This window comes from Burkholderia sp. Tr-862 (genome assembly GCF_011753085.1).
In the GTDB taxonomy this organism is placed as follows: Bacteria; Pseudomonadota; Gammaproteobacteria; order Burkholderiales; family Burkholderiaceae; genus Burkholderia; species Burkholderia ambifaria.
The window spans coordinates 14,285-33,342 of record NZ_VWWG01000075.1; the positions used below are offsets into that span (position 1 = coordinate 14,285).

The window sequence follows — 19,058 nt, forward strand, 5'->3', positions numbered from 1 at the left end:
GTCATCAGCATGACTACCTATCACTTCCAGACCGTCAAGCACGTCATCCATGGCGCCGGCAGCCTCGGCACGCTTCCTGACAAGCTGTCGCTGCTCGATACGCCGGTCGAGCGCATTGCGCTGATCACGCAACCTGCCATGGAAGAACTGGGCATTGCCGATCGCGTGATCGAATTGCTCAACGCGAAAGACGTCGACGTGCGCATCATTCGCGGCGTCGAGCCGGAGCCGACCATCGGCAACGTCGAGACGGTGTACCAGGAGCAGATCGCGCCTTTTGCACCGCAGGCGATTCTGTCCATCGGCGGCGGCAGCGTGCTCGATGCGGCGAAGCTGTTCGCGGTCCGGCTGACCAACGACGAACCGCTGCGCAACTGGCTCGGCATCGACCTGATCAAGCACCCGGGCGTGCCGATGATCCTGGTGCCGACGACCGCCGGAACCGGCTCCGAAGTCACGCCCAACGCGATCGTGACGCTGCCGGACGAAGCGCTGAAGGTGGGGATCGTCAGCCGTCACCTGCTGCCGCAAATCGTGATTCTCGATGCGGAGCTGACACTCGGCCTGCCGAAGCCGATCACGGCCGCGACCGGCATGGACGCATTCGTGCATGCGCTCGAATCGTACATCTCGACGAAGGCGAACCCGATCAGCGACATGTACGCGATGGAGTCGATGCGCCTGATCGGCGCGAACATCGTCGAAGCGTACGAAAACGGCCGGTCGCTGAAAGCACGCGAAGCGATGATGCTCGGATCGATGTACGGCGGCCTCGCGCTCACCGCCGCCGGCACGGCGGCGGTGCATGCGCTGGCCTACCCGCTCGGCGGCATGTTCAACGTCACGCACGGCGTCGCGAACGCGATGCTCCTGCCGCACGTGATGGCCTTCAACCTCGATGCGATCGAAGGCCGGCTGTCGAACGTTGCGCGCGCACTCGATCTGGCATTGAAAACGGACGCGGACCCGGTCGCGGCACGCAAGCTGATCGACAAGATGGAGGAATGGACGGCCGCCGTCGACATTCCCCAGGACCTGCGCAAGTTCGGCGTGTCCGAAGAACATCTCGACGCGTTGGCGGTCGCGGCATCGAAGGTCAAGCGCCTGCTCGGCAACAATCCGAAGGCGCTGACGCTCGACGACATGAAATCCATCTACAGCCGCCTGCTGCCATGAACGCGAACGCGGTCGCACAGCACGCGGCACGGCTCCTGATCGTCGCCGACGACCTGTCGGGCGCGGCCGATTGCGCGGTGGCCGGGCTGCGTCACGGCTTGACGGCGATGGTCCTGCTCGACCCCGAGCACGCGCCCGCGCCGACGAACGGCGTGGACATCCTGTCGGTCGACGTGGACTCGCGCCGCGCATCGAAGGACGAGGCCGCCCGACGCAACGTCGCCGCCGTCGAGTCGCTGTCGCACGCCGGCACGCGTATCTACAAGAAGGTGGACTCGACGCTGCGAGGCAATGTCGCGGCGGAGGTCGCCGCGCTGGCGTCGCAGCTTGGCATGGCGATCGTGTGTCCCGCCTACCCGGCATCCGGCCGCACCACGCGGGACGGGCGGCAATGGGTGCGCGGCGTGCCGGTCGAAGCCAGCGAATACTGGCGCAACGAGAACATCCCGGGCAAGGCCGACCTGGTTGCGCTGCTCTGCGCCGAACATCTGCGCGTCGCCTACGCGGCGATCGGCACGGTGCGCGGCGAACCGGGCGCGCTCACGGCGTGCCTGCGGGAGATGCAATCCGAGGGCGCGCAAGCCGTCGTGTGCGATGCGGAGTCCGACGACGATCTGCAACGCATTGCCCGCGCATCCGCGACGCTCGACAACGTGTTCTGGGTCGGCTCGGCCGGCCTGGCCCCCGCGGTCATCGAAGCGCTGGTGCCGCCCCGCGGCACCGCCGAACCGGCGGCCGCCGGTGACGATCCGCAAGGACCGGTGCTCACGGTCGTCGGCAGCATGTCGAGCATCTCGCATGCGCAGGTGGAGTACCTCAAGGCCAACGCCGGTGCCAGCCTCGTTGCGCTCGAGGTCGCCGTCCCCGCGCTGGATGACCCGCGCAGCGACGTGACGACGGTCGTATGCGACGCCCTGCGCCGCGGCCGGCATGTAGTGGTCTCGTTGAGCCAGACGCAGCGCGGCGACGTGAAGGACGGCCTGCTGTTCTGCGATCGTCTCGCGTCCTTGCTTGCGCCGGCCGTGCGCCACGCAGGCGCGATCATCGCGACCGGCGGCGAAACGGCGCGCGCGCTGCTCACCGCGGCCGGCGCGAGCGCGTTGCGCGTCGTCGACGAAATCGAGGACGGCATGCCGCTGCTCGAATGCCGGCTGCAAGGAAAGACACTCCCCGTCGTGACCAAGGCCGGCGGCTTCGGCCAGCCCGGGTCGATCCATCACGCGTGGCGCCGGCTTGCGAATGAAGGCAAGACAGCCAATACCGCTCAAACCAATTTGTGAAGGGAACTGCCATGGACAACCGCCCCATCATCGGCATCACCATGGGCGACGCGGCCGGCGTCGGACCGGAAATCATCATGAAAAGCCTTGCCCATGCGTCCGTGTATGAGCAGTGCCGTCCCGTGGTCATCGGCGACGCCGCGCGCCTGCGGGACGCCGGCCGCAGGGCGGGCGTCGATCTCGAGGTGCGTGCCGTCAGCCGGCCGTCCGACGGCGCGTTCCGCGTAGGGGTCGTCGATTGCATCGACATGGCGCTCATTCCGGCCGACCTGCCCTATGGCAAGCTGTCCGCGGTCGCCGGAGACGCCGCGTATCAATACATCGCCCGCACCGTCGAGCTGACGTCGAACGGCGAGCTCGATGCGATCTGCACCGCGCCGCTCAACAAGGAAGCGCTGCATGCCGGCGGCCATATTTTCCCCGGACACACGGAAATGCTCGCGCATCTGACGGGTATCGACGAGGTGTCGATGATGCTGGTCGCGCCCAACCTTCGCGTGATCCACGTGACGACGCACATCGGCCTGCTCGACGCGATTCGCAAGATCGAGCCGGGCCTCGTGCAACGCACGATCGAGCGCGCACACGACACGCTGGTTCGCGCCGGCATCGAGAATCCCCGCATCGGCGTATGCGGCATCAATCCGCATGCCGGCGAGAACGGCCTGTTCGGCTACGGCGAAGAGGAAGAAAAGATCGTTCCGGCGGTCCAGGTCCTCCAGGCGCGCGGGTGGGACGTGGAAGGCCCGCTGCCGGCGGACACGCTGTTCTTCCGTGCGGGCCGCGGCGATTTCGACGTGGTCGTCGCGATGTATCACGACCAGGGACACGGGCCGGTGAAGGTGATGGGCCTCGAAGCCGGCGTGAACGTGACGGTCGGCCTGCCGGTCATCCGCACGTCGGTGGACCACGGCACCGCGTTCGACATCGCCGGCAAGGGCATCGCCGACGAACGCAGCCTGCTGGAGGCTTTCCGCCAGGCCGTGGAGCTCGCCACGCGACGCAACGAGCCGGCGCCCGTCGCCAGCGCCGCGTAAGCGGCATCCGCAACGACACGCAACGACACGCAACAACCCGCATCGACCAAGGAGCGATACCGGCAGGCACATGCCGGATCGCCCGACATACCCGAACGCATATCAACCGAAGGTAACGTGGAGACAAGCGATGGCCACCTTCAGTTATTGGGACACAGCCACCATCATCGGCATGGTGGTCGCCTACATTGTGATTACGAGCGTGATCAGCATTCGCCTGCGCAGCCGTAATTCCGAACAGTTCATGGTGGCCGGGCGCTCGATGCCCGCGCTGGTGGTCGCCATCCTGCTGATGTCGGAATTCATCGGCGCGAAATCGACGGTCGGGACATCGCAGGAAGCGTTCTCGGCCGGCATCGCCGCGTCGTGGTCGGTCCTGGCGGCGGCCATCGGCTTTCTGTTGTTCGGCCTGTTCATGGCCAAGCGCCTGTATGCGTCCGGCGAGTTCACGATCTCCGGCTTCATCGCGCAACGCTATGGCAACGGTGCGAAGCTCGCCGTGTCCGCGATCATGATCTACGCGCTGTTCGTGGTGAACGTCGGCAACTACGTGAGCGGGGCGGCGGCCATCTCGACGGTCATGCGGATCAACCTGCCCACGGCCGCCATCATCACCGCCATCGTCAGCACCGTCTACTTCGTGTGGGGCGGCCTCAAGAGCGTCGCGTACCTGACGGTCATTCACAGCGCCGTGAAGCTGCTCGGCATCGCCATCCTGGTCGGTGTCGCGTGGAAGCTGTCGGGCGGCATCCAGCCGATGGCGCAGAACATGCCCGCGCACTATTTCACGTGGACCGGTGCGCTGTCGGGCGGCACGATCGGCGCATGGATCATCGGCACGGCCGGCGCGATCTTCTCGACGCAGTTCATCATCCAGGCCATCTCGGCCACCCGCAGCCCCGAGGGTGCGCGCGCGTCTTCGCTGATCGCCGCGCTCCTGTGCGTGCCGATCGGGCTCGCACTCGGCTTCATCGGCGTGACGGCCAAGTACCTGTATCCGAACATCAAGAGCCTCTACGCGCTGCCGGTGTTCCTGCAGCACATGAACCCCATCCTGGCCGGCATCGTCACGACGTCGCTCGTCGCATCCATCTTCGTGAGCGTCTGCACCGTCGCGCTGGCGATCGCATCGCTGATCGTCAAGGACTTCTACGTGCCGCGCTTCAAGCCGACACCCGACGTCGAACTGAGAATGACGCGCTGGATCTCGCTGATCGTCGGCTTCCTCCCGCTGATCTTCGTGCTGTTCGTCCCGCAGATCCTCGCGCTGTCGTTCTTCAGCCGTGCGCTGCGTCTGTCCGTGTCGGTCGTTGCGCTGATCGGTATCTACCTGCCGTTCTTCAGCGGCAAGCGCGGCGCCGTCTCGGCCCTGATCGTCGCGACGCTCGCCACGACGGTCTGGTACCTGCTCGGCAACCCGTTCGGCATCGACAACATGTACGTCGCCCTGGTGACGCCCGCCATCGTGCTGGTCATCGGCAAGCTGTTGTTTCATGGCGAGGGCTCGAATCTTCGCGACAAGGCGCTCACGCATCGCGAATCGCACTAACCTCGCAACTCGAGACACATTTCATGAGCACGAACCTCGTTGAAGCGGCGAGCGCCGCGTCGGATCACTGCGTTCGCACGGCGTATGCCGACGCGGAACGGCAGGAAGCGTTTCTGCCCACCGCCTGCGTGCAGAACCACGCGGCCAACCTGCATTGCCTCGAAAACGGCGACCTGCTGTGCGTCTGGTTCGGCGGCACCCAGGAAGGCATTCCCGACGTCTCCATCTACCTGTCGCGTCTCGCGGCCGGCGCGAACGCGTGGTCGGCGCCTCAAAAGCTGTCGGACGACCCGACCCGCTCGGAACAGAACCCGGTGCTGTTCACCGCGCCGGACGGCCGCCTGTGGCTGATCTACACCGCGCAACTGTCCGGCCATCAGAACACGGCGATCGTTCGCCGCCGCGTGTCGACGGACGGCGGCGTCACCTGGGGCCCCGTCGAGACCCTGTTCGATCGCCCCGGGACATTCGTCCGCCAGCCGATCATCGCGCTCGACAGCGGCACGTGGCTCTGCCCGGTATTCCTGTGCCGCACGGCGCCCGGTGAGCGCTGGGTCGGCAACGACGACGTCAGCGCGGTCATGGTCTCCGACGACCAGGGCGCGTCATGGACGCTGCACGAGGTGCCGGACAGCGTCGGGTGCGTGCACATGAACGTTCACGTGCTGCACGATGGCTCGCTGCTGGCGCTTTACCGCAGCCGCTGGGCGGACTTCGTCTATGCGAGCCGCTCGGCGGATGGCCGCACGTGGAGCGCGCCCGAGCCGACCGATGTGCCGAACAACAACTCGTCGATCCAGTTCACGGTGCTGCAGAACGGCCACCTCGCACTCGTGTTCAACGAGAGCGATGCGTCGCACGGCAACGAGCGTCGCGCGTCCCTGTACGACGACATCGAAGACTCGGAGGACAGCGGCGAGCTGCGCGACCAGAAGGCGTCCGCGCGCGGCACCGCTTTCTGGGGCGCCCCGCGCGCGCCGATGTCGCTGGCCATCTCCGAGGACGGCGGCAGGACATGGCGGCGCCGCCGCAACCTGGAAATCGGCGACGGGTACTGCATGACGAACAATTCCGCGGATCAGCGCAACCGGGAGTATTCCTATCCGTCTATCGTGCAGTCGCAAGACGGCGCATTGCACATCGCATTCACCTGGTTCCGGCAGAAGATCAAATACGTGCGCGTCGACGAAGCGTGGGTTCGCGGTCGATGACACCCGCCGGCGCAACTGGCCCGTCACTGCGGCAATTCGATAAACTTGTCGGTCGGGATGCGCAGACTTGCGCGCCAATGCGATCAGACCAGGAAATCACGCACATGAAAGTGACCAGGCGCCGGGAGGCGATGCTGCAGGCCGTGCTCGGGGGCATGACGGACGTTGCGACGTTGTGCGAGCACTTCGGGATGTCGGAAGCGACCGTTCGCCGGGATCTGCGCGCGCTCGCGAGCGACCGTCGCATTCTGCGCACCTACGGCGGCGCCGCCGCGGTCGGCGGCCATGAGCCGGAGCCCTCGCTCGAGGAGCGGCGCGTCAGTTCGCAGGAACAGAAGGAAGCGATCGCGCACGCGGCGAGCGCGTTCGTCGAGGACGGCGACACCGTATTCCTCGACGGCGGCACCACGACCGCGGCGCTGGCGCGCCTGCTTGCCGGGCGGACAGCCGTTCACGTCGTCACCAACAACCTGCTGGTCGTGAGCCCGCTCGCCGCGTCGGGCGTGCAGGTGACGGTGATCGGCGGCGACGTCCGGTCGTCCAGCATGAGCACGCTCGGGCCGCTTGCGCAGATCGCGCTGAGCCGCCTGAGCGTCGACAAGGCGTTCCTCGGCGCGGATGGCGTGGTCGCGGAACTGGGCTTGTGCGAGGCGAGCAGCGAACAGTCGTATCTGAAGGAGTGCGTGATGCGGCAGGCAGCCGAGGTCTTCGTGCTCGTGACCGCTGACAAGCTCGGACGCGCGAGCCAGCAGCACTGGACGCCGCTCGAGCGCGACTGGACGCTCGTGACGGACGATGCGGCTTTGCCCGAGCAGCTCGAACCGTTCCATTCGCAAGCGCGGATCACCGTGCACGCGGTCAGCACGAAGACTGCGGCGACATCCGGCGGTTCATCGCAGGTTCAAACGTAGCAGGAGCGATCGTGGGTCAACTGGAGCAGTCGGGTTCGAGTTCGGGTTCGCGCCACGCAGTCGTCACGGGTGCGTCGTCGGGAATTGGACGAGCGATCGTCGACCGTCTGCTCGCCGACGGCTGGCGCGTCACGGGATTGTGCCGCTCGCGCATTGAAACGACGCATGGCTCCCTGAACATCGTGCCGGTCGACGTCACCGACTTCGCGGCACTCGGGCCCGTGTGCGATGCATTGGGTGCGGTGGACGCGCTGGTGCATGCGGCCGGCTTCATGCGTACCGCGCCGCTCGGTCAACTTTCACACGAGGACGGCGCGGCAATGTGGCGCTTGCACGTTGAGTCCGCCACCTTTCTCGCCGATCGCCTGGTGCCCCGGATGCCAGCCGGCGGACGCATCGTGCTGCTGGGCAGCCGCACCGCCAACGGTGCGGCCACGCGCAGTCAGTATGCGGCGACCAAATCCGCGCTGGTTGGCCTGGCGCGGTCCTGGGCCGCGGAACTCGCACCGCAGGGCATCACCGTCAACGTCGTCGCGCCCGGCGCGACGGACACGCCGTTCCTGCGCGATCCGGCGCGGGCGGCAACGCCTCCCCGCCTTCCGCCGATCGGGCGATTCATCACGCCCGAGGAAGTCGCCGCGCTGACCGGCTTCCTGTTGAGCGCGGATGCGAGCGCGATCACGGGGCAGCAGATCGTCATGTGTGGTGGCGCGTCGCTTTAACGCGAAGGGACGGACCTGGCGTCGCCGATCCTAATTCGATACGACGCGCGAAAATGGCTTCGGCCGTCGGCCCGACTCCTGACGATCGATCATCCAGCCCGGATAACACGGCGGCAAGGCACTCACGGCGTCGAGACGCGCCAGCTCGTCGTCGGTCAGGACGACATCGACCGCGCCGAGATTGTCTTCGAGCTGTTCGACCCGTTTGGCACCGATGATGACGCTCGTGACATGCGGCTTGGCGAGTAACCACGCGAGCGCGATCCGGGCGACCGATACCCCTCGCGCGTCAGCGATGGCGCGCATCGCCGCGACGCACGGCCAGGCCCGGTCAAGATCGACCGGCGGGAAATCGAAATGGCTGCGCCGCGAACCTTCTTCCGTTGGCGCCCCGGGACCAAACTTCCCCGACAGCAATCCGCCGGCAAGCGGCGACCAGACGAGCAGCCCCATCCGCTCCTCGATCGCGAGCGGCACCAGTTCGCGCTCCACGTCACGTCCGGCGATCGAATAGTAGGCCTGGAGCGTCTCGAAGCGCGTCGCGCGGAGCGCTTCGCTGAGTCCGAGCGCCTTGCCGATCTTTCCTGCGCGCCAGTTCGAGACACCGACATAGCGCACCAGCCCCTGGCGCGTCAGATCGTCGAGCGCCCGCAGCGTCTCTTCGATCGGCGTGACGGAATCGTTCGCGTGGATCTGGTAAAGGTCGATGTGGTCGACCTGCAGCCGTTCCAGGCTTCTCTGCACCGAATCCATGATGTGGCCACGCGACGCGCCCTGATCGTTGGGCTTCGGGCCCATCACGCCGGCCGTCTTGGTCGCCAGCACGATCTCGCCGCGCGGGACGCCGATGTCCCGGAGCGCTTGTCCGACGAGGCGTTCGGCGTGGCCAAACGAGTAAATATCGGCGGTATCGATGAAGTTGATTCCGGCGGCCAGTGCGCGGGAGATCAGTCGGGTCGCGTCGTCCTGGCCGACCGCGCCGATCGCCGCCCACATGCCGGCATCGGCATTGCCGCCCAGCGTCATCGTGCCGAGACACAGCTCGGAGACATACAGGCCGGTGCGGCCCAGTTGCTTGTATTGCATGAGCGTTTCCTTGTGGATCGGCTGGAAAGAATGCGGCGGTGTCCGGTGCGGCGCGCCTCGCACACCCGGATTTCAGTTGATTCGAGCGCGCCCGGCGCCGAACTGCGCGGCCATCGTTGCGACGCCTGCGCCATAACGGCGTGCCGTTTGTGGATCCCTGGGCGACAAAGTGTGTTGCGTCATGATTGGCTTCCTTTCATTCAGGTTGTCGCCGGGCGACGACATGGGAAAGCACTCTACTGAGTCGCAAGCGGGTGATAAATGACGGCCGATTGAACGTTCTGTTACTTCCGGAGTGAACAATGCAAAGCCGCGACGTACGCTTGATCTTTGCCAAGCGTCGATCCCACGACATATCGACGGCGGCGACTCAGGCCATTGCGGCCACGCAGAAACCGGCCATGAAAAAACCCGCCGAAGCGGGTTTTCACACTGCGTGCCAGTGGTCTTATGGGTTTTGCTTCGTACTGCTTCACACGGGCGTTTTACCGACCTTGGGGTTGACCTGTGCCGGCGGTGGAAGGTCAATGTCGCTGCGGGCCATACCCAGGCAGGCAATGTATCCGTCGATATGCTGAAAGCCAACCTGCGCCTGGAAATCCAGAATGGCTTTGTTGACGTCCGCCTTCAGCGGGTACTCCATCGCCGTCGCCACGGGGCCTGATGGTTCGGAGGTTCCCCATTGGGTGTACTTCAGCGACATTGTCGCAATGCTGACCATATCGACAGCAACCTTCACGTTATCGGGGGTGTCATGGTGAGGAACGTCGCTGTAGACGGTTTTTACCTTCTGGAGGCTGTCCGCATTCCATGCCATCGGCACGATATCCCGCGTCGTGAATATGCGTACCGCATTGCCTCGCATCTGCTCGTCGAAATAGCCGGCGAACACATCGTTGCCTGCTGTCGGCGCCGCAAACGTCTGGCAGTGGTACGTCAGAGACTGCAAGCCGCTCTGATTCTTCAGGTACAACACGATCGCGGACGCCAACGCGCCTCCGAGGCTATGCCCGACAACGGTGACTACCGATGACGGTGGCACGGTCGTCAGGAATTGGACGAGCGTCTGATGACTTTCATCGGGCGTGCTCAGTACCTCGGACAACGCTCCGTTCGTACCCGCCGATATTTGTGCGTCCGACGGGCAATTCGGCACATACGCACTGAACGGCTCGAGGGTGTCATAGGAAAAATCGCTCAGAACATCAAGCGGGGACGCGAAATTGGTGCCGCTCGTCACCACTGTATATTCGCCGGTACCGGCCAATTGCAAGACGACGGTGACATTGGCAGCTTCGCCATTCGGATCCAATACGATCGCCGGCCCCCAGGCAATTTCGAACCGATCGTTCCGGGTCATCTTCGATCCGTTCAGGCGATCCACGATGATCTTTTTGACTTGCGACGCAGGCGGATGCTTGAGTCCGTGCCCGAATCTGTCGGTTGCCGCGTTATTAAGAACATAGGCCAACGTGAGATTGACCTGCATTTGCTCGAGTCTGCTGGATGTCATGGTTCGCCTCGTCGTCGCGCTGCGGAAGGTCGTCATTGCGAACAAGCCGATCACCCCTGCTGCGCCGCTGCGGGTCGGAATCGGACGCGCAACGCGCGATACCTGGATTGCACGGAACGCAAGCGGGGCAGGCTCGCAATGAGCACGCAAATCATCGCGCACGCGGTACGGCGGAACAACCTGTCGAGATTGGCAGGTACCGTCGGCCTGAAAGAAAGGTCAATTTTGCCGGGAACCCTCGAATTACGTCATTCAGCAACCGGAAGCTTCGCCACGACCTTGATCTCGAAATCGAAGCCGTAAAGCCAGGTCACACCGACCGCGGTAAGCGCCGGATGCGGCGCGTCGCCCCAGAACTCCGGCACGACCTGCCAGACGCGCTCGAAGGTCGATTGCGGATCGACCATGAACACCGTGACGTCGACCACATCGTCGAACGTGCAGCCGGCCGCGTGCAGGATCGCATTCAGGTTTCGAAAAGCGAGCCGCACCTGTTCCTGCAGATCCGGCTCGGGCGTCCCGTCCTCACGACTGCCGACCTGACCGGAGACGAACAGCAACCCGCCCGCCCGAACGGCCGGAGAGTACCGGTTGCGCTCGTACAGCGCCCGACGTCCCGGCGCAAACACCACATCGCGCTTGCCCACCTTCACCTCCAATGATCACTGGTTTCGATCGGCACACTGTACCGACCGACACCCGCGCGATAAACGACCATCCCTGTCCATGACCGTTTGTAAAATGCAAACAATTCAAATGCGAGGCACACACTCATGGATCGCTTCGATGCGATGCGCGCTTTCGTCCGGGTCGTCGAGGCGGGCAGCTTCACGAAGGCCGCCGAGACGCTGCATATGAGCAAGACCACCGTCACGCAGCTGGTCCAGCAGCTCGAGGCGCGCTTGCGGGTCCGGCTGCTGAACCGGACGACGCGCAGGATCAACGTCACGCCGGACGGCATCGCGTACTACGAGCGCGTGACCCGGCTGCTCGCCGATATGGACGACGCCGAAACGAGCCTGTCGAGTGCATCGGCGGTGCCACGAGGGCGCCTGCGCGTGGACGTGCCAAGCCCGTTCGCGCGCCTGATCCTGATCCCCGCGCTGCCGGCATTCCTCGCCCGCTATCCGGACATTCAGCTCGACATGGGCGTGAGCGACCGTACCGTCGACATCATCGGCGAGAACGTGGATTGCGTCGTGCGCGGAGGCGAGCCGAACGATCAGTCGATGGTCGCCCGGCGCGTGGCGGACCTGTCGCTCGGCATCGTTGCGTCGCCCGGCTATCTCGCACTCGCAGGCACGCCTTTGCATCCGGCGGAACTCGAAAACTCGCATCACCGCATCGTCGGATTCTCGTGGGGACGCGCGGGCAAACTCTATCCGCTCGTCATGCATCGCCGCGACGAGACCGTCGCGGTGCAAGGCCGTTACGCGCTCGCCGTCGATGACGGCAATGCTTATCTCGCGGCCGGCGTGGCCGGTCTCGGCATCATGTGGCTGCCGCGATATATGGCGAAAGCGCATCTGGAGCGCGGCGAACTCGTCACGCTGTTCGACGACTGGCAACTCGATCCGATGCCGCTATACATCGCGTATCCGCCGAACCGCCACGTCAGTGCCAAACTGCGTGCGTTCATCGACTGGGTCGTCGAGCTGATGAACGCCCCTGCTCCCGTGTAGCAGTAGTGAGCACGTTACGTGCGTCACGCGCGACCGCGCACTTCGTCCGGGTGGCGGCGGCATCCGCTTCGGATCATGCGCGAGCCGCCCCTTCCGCTGCCGCGCCCGCGAATGAGGCCAGTTCGTCGATTCGCGTCGCACGTAGCAATACGGGCCGATCGACCATCTTCCCGTCGACCGTCACCACGCCGCCATTCGACTCGCGCATCGCATCGAGCACCTGCCGCGCCCAGCGCACCTCATCCTCGCTCGGCCGATAGCACTTGTGCACGAATGCGATCTGTTTCGGGTGAATGCACAGCTTCGCGCCGAATCCCAGTTGCTTCCCGTTGAACGCGTCACGCGCGATCCGTTCCTCGTCGTGAATGTCCGGCGTCACCCCGTCGACCGGCGACTCGATACCGGCAACCCGCGAAATCAACGTCAGTTGCGACCGAAAGTGATTGAGCGAAACGCCATCGTCCGACATGCCCATGTCCGCGATGAAATCGAGCGTGCCGAACATCAGCCGCGCGACGTACGGCGCTTTCGCGACGTCGAGCGCGTTCCACATGCCGTCTGCGCTTTCGATCAACGGATAGATGGGCACGCGCCGGCGCGCAAGCGCAACGGCCGCGCACACATCGTCCGCACGCGAGGCCTTCGGCAGCACGATACCTGCCACGCCCTTCAACGCGCCAAGCGCGGCGTCGGCCTCGAACCACGGCGTGTTCCGCGCATTGATCCGCACGAGCACCGGGTGCTCGGGCGAAACCCACCGGGCGATCGCATCGCGCGCCGCCGCTTTCGCGTCCGGTTCGACAGCATCTTCGAGATCGATGATGACCGCATCGGCGCCGCTTGCGAGCGCCTTGTCGAACCGCTCGGGCTTGTTTCCCGGCACGAACAGGTATGACTGGGCAGGTGCCGAGCGTCCGACGCTCGCGCGCACCGCTGCATCAGACGGCATCGACCACCTCCGGCACGAGCGCGAACAGGTCGCCGACGAGCCCGTAGTCGGCAACGCTGAAGATCGGCGCTTCGGGATCCTTGTTGATCGCGACGATCACCTTCGAATCCTTCATGCCGGCCAGATGCTGGATCGCACCCGAGATGCCCACCGCGATATACAGCTGCGGTGCGACGATCTTGCCGGTCTGGCCGACTTGGTAGTCGTTCGGCACGTAGCCGGCGTCGACTGCCGCGCGCGATGCGCCCAGTGCTGCCTGCAGCTTGTCGGCCAGTGGCTCCAGCACCTTCGTGTAGTTCTCGCCGCTGCCCAGACCGCGGCCGCCCGATACGATGATCTTCGCGCTGGTGAGTTCCGGACGGTCCAGCTTCGTCACTTCACGGCTCACGAATTGCGACTTGCCTGCGTCGGCTGCCGCTTCGATCTTCTCGACCGATGCGCTGCCGCCTTCGGCCGCTACCGGATCAAAACCCGTCGCACGCACCGTGATGACCTTGATCGGGTCGCTCGACTGCACCGTCGCGATCGCGTTGCCCGCGTAGATCGGGCGCTCGAACGTGTCGGCCGAAACAACCGCCGTGATGTCGGAGATCTGCGCGACATCAAGCTTCGCGGCGATGCGCGGCGCGATGTTCTTGCCGTAGGCCGTCGCCGGCGCGAGGATGTGCGAGTAGTTCGCTGCAATGATCAACACCGTCGCTTCGACGTTCTCGGCGAGGCCGTCCGCAAGCGGCGGCGCGTCGGCCAGGAGTACCTTCGAAACACCTGCGATCTTCGCTGCTGCGTCGGCTGCCGCTTGCGCGTTATGCCCTGCGACCAACACGTGAATGTCGCCGCCAACGAATTTGCCAACCTCGGCCGCCGCCGCCACCGTGTTCAGCGTCCCGGCCTTGATCGACGCGTGGTCATGTTCTGCAATCACCAGAATCGTCATTTCTTTCCGCTCCCTCTTACAGCACCTTGGCTTCGGTCTTCAGCTTCTCGACCAGCGTGTTCACGTCCGGCACCTTCACGCCGGCCGCGCGCTTCGGCGGCTCGACCACCTTCAGCGTCTTCAGACGCGGCGCGACATCCACGCCCAGGTCTTCCGGCTTCACGGTTTCCAGCGGCTTCTTCTTCGCCTTCATGATGTTCGGCAGCGTCACGTAGCGCGGCTCGTTCAGGCGCAGGTCGGTCGTGACCACCGCCGGCAGCGTCAGCGACAGCGTTTCCGCGCCGCCGTCGACTTCACGCGCAACCGTGGCCTTGCCGTCGGCGATCGTCACCTTTGACGCGAACGTCGCTTGCGGCAGACCGGCCAGCGCGGCCAGCATCTGGCCCGTCTGGTTCGAATCGTCGTCGATTGCCTGCTTGCCGAGGATCACCAGCTGCGGCTGCTCCTTGTCGACCAGCGCCTTCAGAATCTTCGCGACGGCCAGCGGCTCGACGCTGTCGTTCGATTCGACCAGGATTGCTCGATCCGCGCCAATCGCCAGCGCCGTGCGCAGCGTTTCCTGCGCTTGCGTGACACCGACCGACACCGCAATCACTTCGGTCGCGACGCCCGCTTCCTTCAGGCGCACGGCTTCTTCCACCGCGATTTCGTCGAACGGGTTCATCGACATCTTCACGTTCGCGATGTCGACGCCCGTGTTGTCCGACTTCACGCGGACCTTCACGTTGTAATCGACCACCCGCTTCACTGCCACTACGATCTTCACGCGCTGCTCCTCCATCGAGTCATCGGCATCATCCGGTATCGCGAGCCATTACACGCGCAATCCCGGACCGCGACAACTATCGATTCGCTCTGCCGGTCATAGCCCGAACCTATTGCGTAGCCGTTTTCCGGCACCGGATGCGACACGGCCCGGAAGATCCAGGCCGTTCGCCGCCAGCGTCCCGGTAATCGCCAGGAATCGCGCGATATCGTTCAGCGCATGGCAATGGAGCGATGAGATTCGCACCGCGCCGACGAGCCGGAACGATTTCAACATCCGCCCCGAATACAGGCTCGACGCGATGCATTCATAGACGATCACGCCATGCTTCTCATGTTCCCGCACCGCTTGCGTCGGTTCGAGGTGCGCGAAGCCGATCCCGACGATCAGGTTCCGCTTCGTCAGGTCGTCGTAATCCTAGTAGACCTCGACACCGACCGCAGCCCGCGGCGGCCGCGCCGCGTCCGTCAACGCGGCCGCATGCGGCGAAAGTCACGAAATGCCCGAGCCGCGGCACCTGAAAAACGTGTACGCCGCGAAATCGATTCCATCGACCGGCGCGCGCTGGAGGTCGACGATGCCGTGCGGCGCATGCTGGACCACGTCGACGACGATGAGAACAGGCCGGGCTTCACGTGATACATGCCCGCACGGCCCGCGACCTCACGGGGAGGCTCCGGCATCCGCTCACGGCGACCGCGGCGATCACGGCGCGGTCAAACAACCATCGTGCCGCACCGCACAAATCGAGCACCGGGTTGCGCCGCCGCCAGGCATCAGGCGCTACCGTCGCAATCCCTGCCGGGCAATCCGTCGCGACCCGGCGCTAGCGCAAACCCCGACCCGGTTGCACTGTTCATCGCCATTCTGGTCCTGTATTGTCCTTCCATCCCCGGTTGCCGAACCGGTGCATGGGAGGCTCACGATGCAGAAAAAGAATGCTGCAGCCGTCTGGATCCTGATCGCGATGGTGGCTGGCATCGTGATCGGCTACATGATCTTCACGAACTTTCCCGACAAAAAAGCCACCACCGAAATCGCCGGTTACATCTCGCTCGTGTCCGACGTGTTCCTGCGCCTGATCAAGATGGTGATCGGGCCGCTCGTGTTCTCCACGCTCGTCGTCGGCATCGCGCACATGGGCGACGCGGCATCGGTCGGGCGCGTGTTCGTGAAGGCGTTCGGCTGGTTCGTCACCGCGTCGCTGATCTCGCTGCTGCTCGGCCTCTTCATGGCGAACCTGCTCCGGCCCGGCGACAACCTCGGCCTGCCGCTGCCGGATATCGGCGCGTCGGCGAACCTCGCGACCTCCAAGTTCACGCTCAAGGATTTCGTCGGCCACATGGTGCCGAAGTCGTTCGCCGAGGCGATGAGCAACAACGAAATTCTGCAGATCGTCGTGTTCTCGATGTTCTTCGGCGTGGCGCTCGCCGCGCTCGGCGAGCGCGGCAAGATCCTCGTGGCCGCGATCGACCAGCTGTCGCACGTGATGCTCAAGATCACCGGCTACGTGATGAAGCTCGCGCCGCTCGCGGTGCTGGCCGCGATGGCCGCGACCGTCGCGGTCAACGGGCTGTCGGTGTTGCTGAAGTTCGCGGTCTTCATGGGCGACTTCTACCTCAGCCTGTTCCTGCTCTGGGCGCTGCTCGTCTGTGCCGGGATGGTGTTCCTCGGGCGGCGCGTGTTCAAGCTGCTGGCGCTGATCAAGGAAGCGTTCATGCTGTCGTTCGCGACCGCCAGCTCCGAAGCCGCGTACCCGAAGATCCTCGACGCGCTCGACCGGTTCGGCGTGCGGCGCAAGATCTCGAGCTTCGTGATGCCGATGGGCTATTCGTTCAACCTCGACGGCTCGATGATGTACTGCACGTTCGCGTCGCTGTTCATCGCGCAGGCGTACAACGTCCACCTGTCGCTCGGCACGCAGATCACGATGCTGCTGGTGTTGATGCTCACGTCGAAGGGAATGGCCGGCGTGCCGCGCGCATCGCTCGTCGTGATCGCCGCCACGCTGCACCAGTTCGGGCTCCCAGAGGCCGGGCTGCTGCTGATCCTCGGCGTCGACACGTTCCTCGACATGGGCCGCTCGGCCACCAACGCGGTGGGCAACTCGATCGCGAGCGCCGTGGTCGCGAAATGGGAAGGCCAGCTCATGTCGGAGGCGGAAGCCGAGGCCAACCTGGCGCGCATCGAGGCGGAGCAGGAAGGCTCGATCGCGCATCCGGCGGACGTCTGACGGAGGCCCGGCGATGAAGATGCAGCGATTCTGGCGCGCGCTCGCGCTCGCAGGCCTGCTTGCCGCGGGCGCAACCGCGCGCGCGGACGACGCACCCGCACCACCGCCGCGCGTCGAGCCGCTCGCGCCGGCCCAACTGACCGGCACGCTCGCGAAGGTGCGCAGCAGCGGCACGATCGCGCTCGGCTACCGCGACGCGTCGATACCGTTCTCGTACCTGAATGCGCGCAACCAGCCGATCGGCTATTCGATTGAGCTCTGCAAGGCGCTCGTGTCGTCGATCGAGGATGCGGTCAACAAGAGCCTGACGATCCGCTGGGTGCCGGTCACGTCCGACAACCGCATCGACGCGGTGGTCAGCGGCAACGTCGATCTGGAGTGCGGCTCCACGACGAGCAACCTGGAGCGCCAGCAGCGCGTGGCGTTCTCGCCGATCATCTTCGTGGCCGGTACGAAGGTGATGGTGAAGCGAGGCTCGCCGATCCGCTCGTTCCGCGATCTCGCCGGCAAGAAGGTCGCGGTGACGGCCGGCACGACCAACGAGAAGGCGCTGCGCGACCTGGACGCACGGTTCAAGCTCGGGATCCAGTTGCAGGTGGTGCCGGATCATGCGCAGGGCTTCGCGCTCGTCGCGAACGGCCGCGCCGATGCGTTCGCGACGGACGACGTGCTGCTGTACGGCCTGATTGCCGAAAATGCGGCCAAGGGCGGCCAGTACGACGTGGTGGGCGATTACCTGTCATACGACCCGTACGGAATCATGTTCCGCAAGGACGATCCGCAGCTCGCGCAGGTCGTGAAGAGCACGTTCGAGGAGTTGGCCGTCGACGGCGAGATCACGCGTCAGTACAAGCGCTGGTTCCTGCGTCCGCTTCCGTCGGGCGTGAGTCTGAACCTGCCGATGAGCCAGCAGCTGAAGACCATCATCGACGCGATCGGCGTCAAGAACGAATGAGTGCGGCGGCTCGCATGACGAAATGAGAACGGCCCCGGTGTCTTGCCAGACACCGGGGCCGCTCACCGCAAGCACCGCGTTCAACCGACCCGCGCTTCGTCCTGCCGCTCCGCTTCACCACCCTCCGCAGCCGTTCGCGCCAGCACCGGCTTCAACGCTTGGCCCGTATGGCTCGCGCTCACCTGCACGAGCCCTTCCGGCGGCGCCGCCGCGACGATCGTGCCGCCGCCCACGCCGCCTTCCGGACCGAGATCGATGATCCAGTCGGCTTCCGCGATCACGTCGAGATCGTGCTCGATCACGACAACGCTATGCCCGCCGTCGACCAGCCGGTGCAGCACGCGGATCAGCTTCGCGACGTCGGCCATGTGCAGGCCGACCGTCGGCTCGTCGAGCACGTACAGCGTGTGCGGCGCCTTCTGGCCGCGTCGCGTGATGTCGTCGCGCACCTTCGTGAGCTCGGTGACGAGCTTGATGCGCTGCGCCTCGCCGCCGGACAGTGTTGGCGACGGCTGGCCGAGCGTCAGGTAGCCGAGGCCGACGTCCTTCATCAGCTGCAGCGGATGCGCGATGTTCGAAATCGGCGCGAAGAACTCCACCGCTTCGTCGATTTCCATCGTCAGCACGTCGCCGATGTTCCGGCCGCGCCACGTGACGGCGAGCGTCTCCGGATTGAAGCGCTGCCCGTGGCATACGTCGCACGGCACCTTCACGTCGGGCAGGAAGCTCATCCCGATCGTGCGCACGCCCTGCCCTTCGCAGGCGGGGCAGCGTCCGTCGCCGGTGTTGAACGAGAAACGCGACGCCGTGTAGCCGCGTGCACGCGCTTCCAGCGTATCGGCGAACAGCTTGCGGATCGTGTCCCACACACCGATGTAGGTGGCCGGACACGAGCGCGGCGTCTTGCCGATCGGCGTCTGGTCGACTTCGAGCACGCGGTCGATCCGCTCCCAGCCGCTCAGCGACGCGCAGCCCTGCCACGCATGCGTGACGTTCAGCGATGGCCGCGGCGCGCTGCGCGCGAGCACGCTCGAGCGGCGGTTGGCGGCCGGCG

18 protein-coding genes and 1 pseudogene are annotated in these 19,058 nt (G+C 65.3%); 11 read left to right on the forward strand and 8 right to left on the reverse strand.

Features of this window, described 5'->3' with window-relative positions; genetic code table 11:
- Positions 1 to 9 precede the first annotated feature (9 nt).
- From F3J14_RS20120 to F3J14_RS20150, 7 genes are all read left to right on the forward strand, one after another.
- A complete protein-coding gene (locus F3J14_RS20120; RefSeq protein WP_166724508.1) occupies positions 10 to 1,176 on the forward strand; it encodes an iron-containing alcohol dehydrogenase in 1,167 nt (388 codons plus the stop codon).
- Positions 1,173 to 2,456 (forward strand): four-carbon acid sugar kinase family protein, encoded by a 1,284-nt coding sequence (locus tag F3J14_RS20125; protein ID WP_166724509.1) that lies wholly within the window; start codon positions 1,173 to 1,175, stop codon positions 2,454 to 2,456. The genes F3J14_RS20120 and F3J14_RS20125 overlap by 4 nt, the downstream gene beginning before the upstream one ends.
- Positions 2,457 to 2,467: 11 nt before the next feature.
- Positions 2,468 to 3,493: a 4-hydroxythreonine-4-phosphate dehydrogenase PdxA gene (pdxA, locus tag F3J14_RS20130; protein WP_166724510.1), complete on the forward strand. Its 1,026-nt coding sequence runs from the start codon at positions 2,468 to 2,470 to the stop codon at positions 3,491 to 3,493.
- A gap of 130 nt (positions 3,494 to 3,623) precedes the next feature.
- Positions 3,624 to 5,042, forward strand: coding sequence for a sodium:solute symporter family protein (locus F3J14_RS20135; protein WP_166724511.1), 1,419 nt, complete (start codon positions 3,624 to 3,626; stop codon positions 5,040 to 5,042).
- Positions 5,043 to 5,065: 23 nt separating this feature from the next.
- Positions 5,066 to 6,253 (forward strand): exo-alpha-sialidase, encoded by a 1,188-nt coding sequence (locus F3J14_RS20140; protein ID WP_166724512.1) that lies wholly within the window; start codon positions 5,066 to 5,068, stop codon positions 6,251 to 6,253.
- A 104-nt stretch (positions 6,254 to 6,357) separates the two neighbouring features.
- Positions 6,358 to 7,164, forward strand: a complete 807-nt coding sequence (locus tag F3J14_RS20145) for a DeoR/GlpR family DNA-binding transcription regulator (protein ID WP_166724513.1) — start codon at positions 6,358 to 6,360, stop codon at positions 7,162 to 7,164.
- An 11-nt stretch (positions 7,165 to 7,175) separates the two neighbouring features.
- A complete protein-coding gene (locus tag F3J14_RS20150; RefSeq protein WP_348772004.1) occupies positions 7,176 to 7,886 on the forward strand; it encodes an SDR family oxidoreductase in 711 nt (236 codons plus the stop codon).
- Between the two features lie 30 nt (positions 7,887 to 7,916).
- Here F3J14_RS20150 and F3J14_RS20155 read toward each other — a convergent pair whose 3' ends face one another.
- The 3 genes from F3J14_RS20155 to F3J14_RS20165 form a co-directional block, all read right to left on the reverse strand.
- Positions 7,917 to 8,972, reverse strand: a complete 1,056-nt coding sequence (locus F3J14_RS20155) for an aldo/keto reductase (RefSeq protein ID WP_166724514.1) — start codon at positions 8,970 to 8,972, stop codon at positions 7,917 to 7,919.
- 472 nt (positions 8,973 to 9,444) lie between these two features.
- On the reverse strand, positions 9,445 to 10,485 hold the full coding sequence (locus F3J14_RS20160) for a lipase (protein ID WP_166724515.1): 1,041 nt from the start codon (positions 10,483 to 10,485) through the stop codon (positions 9,445 to 9,447).
- 248 nt (positions 10,486 to 10,733) lie between these two features.
- Positions 10,734 to 11,132 carry a RidA family protein gene (locus F3J14_RS20165; protein ID WP_166724516.1) on the reverse strand — a complete coding sequence of 133 codons (399 nt, stop codon included), beginning with the start codon at positions 11,130 to 11,132 and terminating at the stop codon, positions 10,734 to 10,736.
- Between the two features lie 126 nt (positions 11,133 to 11,258).
- On the opposite strand from F3J14_RS20165, the gene F3J14_RS20170 reads away from it, so the two are divergent.
- Complete coding sequence (locus F3J14_RS20170; protein WP_166724517.1) at positions 11,259 to 12,167, forward strand: LysR family transcriptional regulator; 909 nt, start codon at positions 11,259 to 11,261, stop codon at positions 12,165 to 12,167.
- A 73-nt stretch (positions 12,168 to 12,240) separates the two neighbouring features.
- Here F3J14_RS20170 and F3J14_RS20175 read toward each other — a convergent pair whose 3' ends face one another.
- The 4 genes from F3J14_RS20175 to F3J14_RS35745 all read right to left on the reverse strand — a co-directional run bounded on the left by F3J14_RS20175 (position 12,241) and on the right by F3J14_RS35745 (position 15,137).
- The gene (locus tag F3J14_RS20175; RefSeq protein WP_166724518.1) at positions 12,241 to 13,116 is read right to left on the reverse strand and encodes a CoA ester lyase; all 876 of its coding nucleotides are present in this window, start codon (positions 13,114 to 13,116) and stop codon (positions 12,241 to 12,243) included.
- Positions 13,106 to 14,050 carry an FAD-binding protein gene (locus F3J14_RS20180; protein ID WP_166724519.1) on the reverse strand — a complete coding sequence of 315 codons (945 nt, stop codon included), beginning with the start codon at positions 14,048 to 14,050 and terminating at the stop codon, positions 13,106 to 13,108. The genes F3J14_RS20175 and F3J14_RS20180 overlap by 11 nt, the downstream gene beginning before the upstream one ends.
- 16 nt (positions 14,051 to 14,066) lie before the next feature.
- The gene (locus F3J14_RS20185; RefSeq protein ID WP_166724520.1) at positions 14,067 to 14,816 is read right to left on the reverse strand and encodes an electron transfer flavoprotein subunit beta/FixA family protein; all 750 of its coding nucleotides are present in this window, start codon (positions 14,814 to 14,816) and stop codon (positions 14,067 to 14,069) included.
- 96 nt (positions 14,817 to 14,912) lie between these two features.
- Positions 14,913 to 15,137 carry a hypothetical protein gene (locus F3J14_RS35745; RefSeq protein ID WP_247682252.1) on the reverse strand — a complete coding sequence of 75 codons (225 nt, stop codon included), beginning with the start codon at positions 15,135 to 15,137 and terminating at the stop codon, positions 14,913 to 14,915.
- Between the two features lie 3 nt (positions 15,138 to 15,140).
- Between F3J14_RS35745 and F3J14_RS35750 the strand changes: the two genes are divergently transcribed.
- From F3J14_RS35750 to F3J14_RS20200, 3 genes are all read left to right on the forward strand, one after another.
- The gene (locus tag F3J14_RS35750) at positions 15,141 to 15,455 is read left to right on the forward strand and encodes a hypothetical protein (protein ID WP_247682253.1); all 315 of its coding nucleotides are present in this window, start codon (positions 15,141 to 15,143) and stop codon (positions 15,453 to 15,455) included.
- Positions 15,456 to 15,741: 286 nt separating this feature from the next.
- Entirely contained in the window at positions 15,742 to 17,049 is a 1,308-nt protein-coding gene (locus F3J14_RS20195; RefSeq protein ID WP_166724521.1) for a cation:dicarboxylase symporter family transporter, read from the forward strand.
- A gap of 13 nt (positions 17,050 to 17,062) precedes the next feature.
- On the forward strand, positions 17,063 to 18,004 hold the full coding sequence (locus F3J14_RS20200) for an amino acid ABC transporter substrate-binding protein (protein ID WP_166724522.1): 942 nt from the start codon (positions 17,063 to 17,065) through the stop codon (positions 18,002 to 18,004).
- 80 nt (positions 18,005 to 18,084) lie between these two features.
- Here F3J14_RS20200 and F3J14_RS20205 read toward each other — a convergent pair.
- Positions 18,085 to 19,058 (reverse strand): annotated as a pseudogene (locus tag F3J14_RS20205) (excinuclease ABC subunit A); the annotation flags it as partial.

What these genes read in the sequence shown, in the direction of transcription:
- F3J14_RS20120 (WP_166724508.1), top strand. Translation starts at nt 10, where the DNA reads ATGACTACCTATCACTTCCAGACCGTCAAGCACGTCATCCATGGCGCC.
- F3J14_RS20125 (WP_166724509.1), top strand. Translation starts at nt 1,173, where the DNA reads ATGAACGCGAACGCGGTCGCACAGCACGCGGCACGGCTCCTGATCGTC.
- pdxA (WP_166724510.1), top strand. Translation starts at nt 2,468, where the DNA reads ATGGACAACCGCCCCATCATCGGCATCACCATGGGCGACGCGGCCGGC.
- F3J14_RS20135 (WP_166724511.1), top strand. Translation starts at nt 3,624, where the DNA reads ATGGCCACCTTCAGTTATTGGGACACAGCCACCATCATCGGCATGGTG.
- F3J14_RS20140 (WP_166724512.1), top strand. Translation starts at nt 5,066, where the DNA reads ATGAGCACGAACCTCGTTGAAGCGGCGAGCGCCGCGTCGGATCACTGC.
- F3J14_RS20145 (WP_166724513.1), top strand. Translation starts at nt 6,358, where the DNA reads ATGAAAGTGACCAGGCGCCGGGAGGCGATGCTGCAGGCCGTGCTCGGG.
- F3J14_RS20155 (WP_166724514.1), bottom strand. Translation starts at nt 8,972, where the DNA reads ATGCAATACAAGCAACTGGGCCGCACCGGCCTGTATGTCTCCGAGCTG.
- F3J14_RS20160 (WP_166724515.1), bottom strand. Translation starts at nt 10,485, where the DNA reads ATGACATCCAGCAGACTCGAGCAAATGCAGGTCAATCTCACGTTGGCC.
- F3J14_RS20170 (WP_166724517.1), top strand. Translation starts at nt 11,259, where the DNA reads ATGGATCGCTTCGATGCGATGCGCGCTTTCGTCCGGGTCGTCGAGGCG.
- F3J14_RS20175 (WP_166724518.1), bottom strand. Translation starts at nt 13,116, where the DNA reads ATGCCGTCTGATGCAGCGGTGCGCGCGAGCGTCGGACGCTCGGCACCT.
- F3J14_RS20180 (WP_166724519.1), bottom strand. Translation starts at nt 14,050, where the DNA reads ATGACGATTCTGGTGATTGCAGAACATGACCACGCGTCGATCAAGGCC.
- F3J14_RS35750 (WP_247682253.1), top strand. Translation starts at nt 15,141, where the DNA reads ATGCTTCTCATGTTCCCGCACCGCTTGCGTCGGTTCGAGGTGCGCGAA.
- F3J14_RS20195 (WP_166724521.1), top strand. Translation starts at nt 15,742, where the DNA reads ATGCAGAAAAAGAATGCTGCAGCCGTCTGGATCCTGATCGCGATGGTG.
- F3J14_RS20200 (WP_166724522.1), top strand. Translation starts at nt 17,063, where the DNA reads ATGAAGATGCAGCGATTCTGGCGCGCGCTCGCGCTCGCAGGCCTGCTT.